This window comes from Thermogutta sp. (assembly GCF_014359955.1).
Classification (GTDB): domain Bacteria; phylum Planctomycetota; class Planctomycetia; order Pirellulales; family Thermoguttaceae; genus Thermogutta.
Genome location: NZ_JACIYL010000467.1, coordinates 1 through 3,509, shown reverse-complemented (window position 1 = coordinate 3,509; position 3,509 = coordinate 1). Strand labels below are relative to the sequence as shown.

The 3,509-nt window shown below is 60.2% G+C and carries 3 protein-coding genes; 1 reads left to right on the top strand and 2 read right to left on the bottom strand.

The annotated features are described in order from the left end of the window. Together H5U08_RS13105 and H5U08_RS13100 are read right to left on the bottom strand one after the other, a co-directional pair. A partial coding sequence (locus tag H5U08_RS13105; RefSeq protein ID WP_297033831.1) for an FAD-dependent oxidoreductase occupies positions 1–622 on the bottom strand: 622 nt, incomplete at its 3' end. A gap of 261 nt (positions 623–883) precedes the next feature. Continuing rightward, positions 884–1,594 carry a flavodoxin family protein gene (locus tag H5U08_RS13100; protein WP_297033828.1) on the bottom strand — a complete coding sequence of 237 codons (711 nt, stop codon included), beginning with the start codon at positions 1,592–1,594 and terminating at the stop codon, positions 884–886. Between the two features lie 556 nt (positions 1,595–2,150). On the opposite strand from H5U08_RS13100, the gene H5U08_RS13095 reads away from it, so the two are divergent. After that, a complete protein-coding gene (locus H5U08_RS13095; protein WP_297033825.1) occupies positions 2,151–3,278 on the top strand; it encodes a polysaccharide biosynthesis/export family protein in 1,128 nt (375 codons plus the stop codon). The last annotated feature ends 231 nt before the right edge of the window (positions 3,279–3,509 follow it).

Below are 3,509 nucleotides of genomic sequence, written 5' to 3'. Positions count from 1 at the left end.
AGTCCACGAAAGAGTGGGCCACAAAGGCCTCTCGACCGGCGCGGCTCTCGGTAACCGCCGCAACAAGTGTACCGCCCGACCGGATAGCGCTCACAAGCAGCGTGTTGAGAAAAAGATGGACACCAGCCTCGGCCAGCATTTCCATGGTGACGAGTTTGTACATTTCGGTATCAATCGCGGTACATACCGAATCATAGTCGAAACCCAGTTCCATTTCCGCATGGCCGGTGCAGGCGCCACGGGCAATAAGGCGGTCGATGATTTTCTGCGGGAAGCCGCGGATGACCTGCTTTTTTTCCACGCCGGGAAACGCTTTCCACAGATTGAAAAAGCTGTGGAGTGCGGTACCGCCTTCCGTGACGGTGCCGCCGGTGTACCCCTTCGCCTCGATGAGTGCTGTCTTCGCTCCCTGAGTTGCCGCGGCCAGTGCCGCTACAACGCCCGCCGTTCCTCCGCCCACAATGACCACATCGAACTTTCGGACCGGCAACCGCCTGGCTGGTTCAACGAGGAATTCCCCTTCCGGCGGCGGCGTTTCTGCGGACATTTCCTCGCTACCCATGGTGAGAGCGCTCGCCGTTCCCCATGCCAAGACAGCCTTGTGAAAGTCTCGCCTGTCCATACGTGGTCTCCACGATAAGGTAACCCGGGACACTCGGAGTCTATTCCGCGCTTGTGCTGGTAGCGAACTTGGGCACCACCAACTCCACAAACGGGTACTCCACTCATCAAAGACGGCCCATAGCTGGAGTCGGTCCATTGCCGCTGCCCCAGGTGCGCACAAAACCCCTTGACCCCGGCAGACCGGCCGGATGACCCGGTTTTTTGCGGGTGGCTCTAGTGCGGCGGCCTATTTTCAGCGACGGCGAGGAACCGCCTCTTCCTATGCCTGACTCATTTTGAGCGCAAGTTGGGCGATATGTCGACCGAGGTCCTGTGCCGTCTTCACACCGAATTCGTCCGTGGAAATATCGTCGTTGCCACTGTTCCACAGGGTCGCGCCGAAATGCCCGGTGGGGCGGCCATCTCCCACGATGGCCATTTCATGACACATCAGCGCCCGGGTGATGGAGTGGAGGACGTATTCCTGTCCTCCATTTCGGGCAGCGCCCACAGCCAGTGCACCGGCCAGCTTTCCCGAAAGTTTGAATTCTTTTCGAAATGCCTGCCCCAGCCGGTCGATGAACGCCTTGCAGAGTGTGCTGACATTCGCGTAGTGAACCGGAGAGCCCACGATGAGGGCTCCCAACCGGGGATCCGCAATGACCTCCGCCACTGCGGGAAAGTCGTCTTTAACGCCGTCCGGCAACGGCAGGCCCAGGGCGGGCTCTACCGGAATGGAAAGCCCCGCTAATTCGACGAGAACAACTTCAATTTTGTCAGGGGCCACGGCTCGCGCGGCATCCAGAACAATTCTCAGTCCCTGGGCCGTGGTTTTGCCCTTGCGGGGGCTCGTGGAGACGGCCACGATCTTGATGGGAGCTGGCGCTGCCGGACCTTCTGCCCAAACGCTACTTCCCAGGACACCGCTCAGTGTGACCGAGCTCCATCCAGCCGTGCGCAGGAAATCACGCCGCGAAACATTGTAAGACATGGTGCGTCCTCCCGTCGGCTTGAAACCAAACCTGAAAAACCCGTTCCCTCAAACAAACGCCATTTAATGTGCGCCCTTTTGTGGGCTCCTCGCAACAGCCTGCAAAACTGAAGAGCTCGCAGCCCGCAACCTCTCAAAGACGAAAGCCCCATGTCACTCCCAGTATGGGAATCCGTTTCGGCACGGACATTGTACCCTACGAGGTGTGCCCCGCAAGCCACGGAAGCGGACGTGACAGGAATATCTCACCGATACGCTGGCGGCGGGGTGGCGTGTCGTGCCCGGTGACATGGAAGGGGTGATCAAGCGCTGAAAAGCGGACGTTGTGAGCGCGTCTCTCCGACAGCACTTCCAGCGGAATTCCCACCGTGCCCGAGGAAACCGCCGGGGAACTTTTTGGGTCTTCCCAGACGACCGGCTTGAGAACTCCAGGAAATTTCCACCAAGTTTTTGTGAAACTTTGCCGATTATTCCGACAGCGACGACTACGGCAGCATTGCCGAGAAAAACGGTTGTGCCGAAGCGACTCCTTCTCGCTTCACCCCACGAGGGCCCCATGCGAACCATGAAACACCGTTACCACAATGCCCCTCAATATCCCAGGCAACGCCAATATCCCGGTTTGACGGGCCGAACGGTCCTCTGGCTCGCCCTTTGCATTTGCCTGGGTTTTCTCTCTTCTCTAGGTTGCCGAACAATGGATTTCTACGACCGCGGGCTGGAGCAGACGGCCGCCCAGCCGGAACTCGAACCGCCGCGGGAGCTGGCCAAGGTCTCCCTGCCCGCCTACCGCCTGGAACCGCCGGATGTCGTGCAGATCGAAGTGCCCAAGATGGTTCCCCTGCCCCCGTACCGCCTGGAAGTCTATGACGTCCTCCAGATTGACGTCATCGGGACACTCATCGACCAGCCCATCAGTGGCTATTACATGGTGGAGGCGGAAGGGACGGTGAACCTCGGTCCGGCTTATGGCTCGGTGCGGGTGGTGGGGATGACGGTGGCCGAGGCCCGCTGGGCCATCGAGGCCCATCTGCGGCAGATTCTGCGGGCACCGGAGGTCTCGGTGCAACTGGCGCGGGCGAGCGGCCTCCAGCCGATCAGCGGGGTCTATCTGGTGTCGCCGGACGGGACGATCAACCTCCGGCAATATGGGGCAGTGTACGTGGCGGGGCTGACGATTCCGGAAGCCCGGGAGGCCATCCGCCGCCATCTCAGCCAGTTTCTGGATTCTCCGGAGGTGTCTCTGGAGGTGCTGGCCTACAACAGCAAGGTGTATTACGTGATCACGGAAGGGCCGGGAGAAGACGACAGCGTGATCCGGTTGCCCTGCACGGGCAACGAGACGGTGCTCGACGCGATTGCCCAGGTGGGCGGGATCTCGCAGGTTTCCAGCAAGCGGATCTGGATTGCCCGACCGTCTCCGGCAGGCACCGGCTGCGAACAGATTCTGCCGGTGGATTGGAATGCCATCACCCGGGGCGGGAACACGGCGACGAACTATCAGATTCTGCCCGGCGACCGGATTTTCATTGCCCACGACGACATGATCGCCTTCAGCACCTGGATCGACAAGATGGTGTCGCCGGTGGAGCGGCTGTTCGGGTTCACGGGATTGGGGGCCTCGACCGTCCGCTCGCTGCAGACGATGGGTCGTGGATATAACCGCACCCGCAGCGGATTCTGAGGTGTAACGTAACGCGCTAACCACATCCATTTGACAAAACACCAACAGGATTGCTGTCTCAGCAAATTGCAGATGGAGAAACAAACGCCCATGACACGGAATGGGAAAATGGAGCGGCGAGGGATGTTCTGGCGATCAGCGGGTGTTTTCTGTGTGATGGCAGGTTTAACGGCTGGCCCCGCGCCGAGGGCCATCGCCCAAACTATCTACGGGTGTCCAACCTGCCAGGCG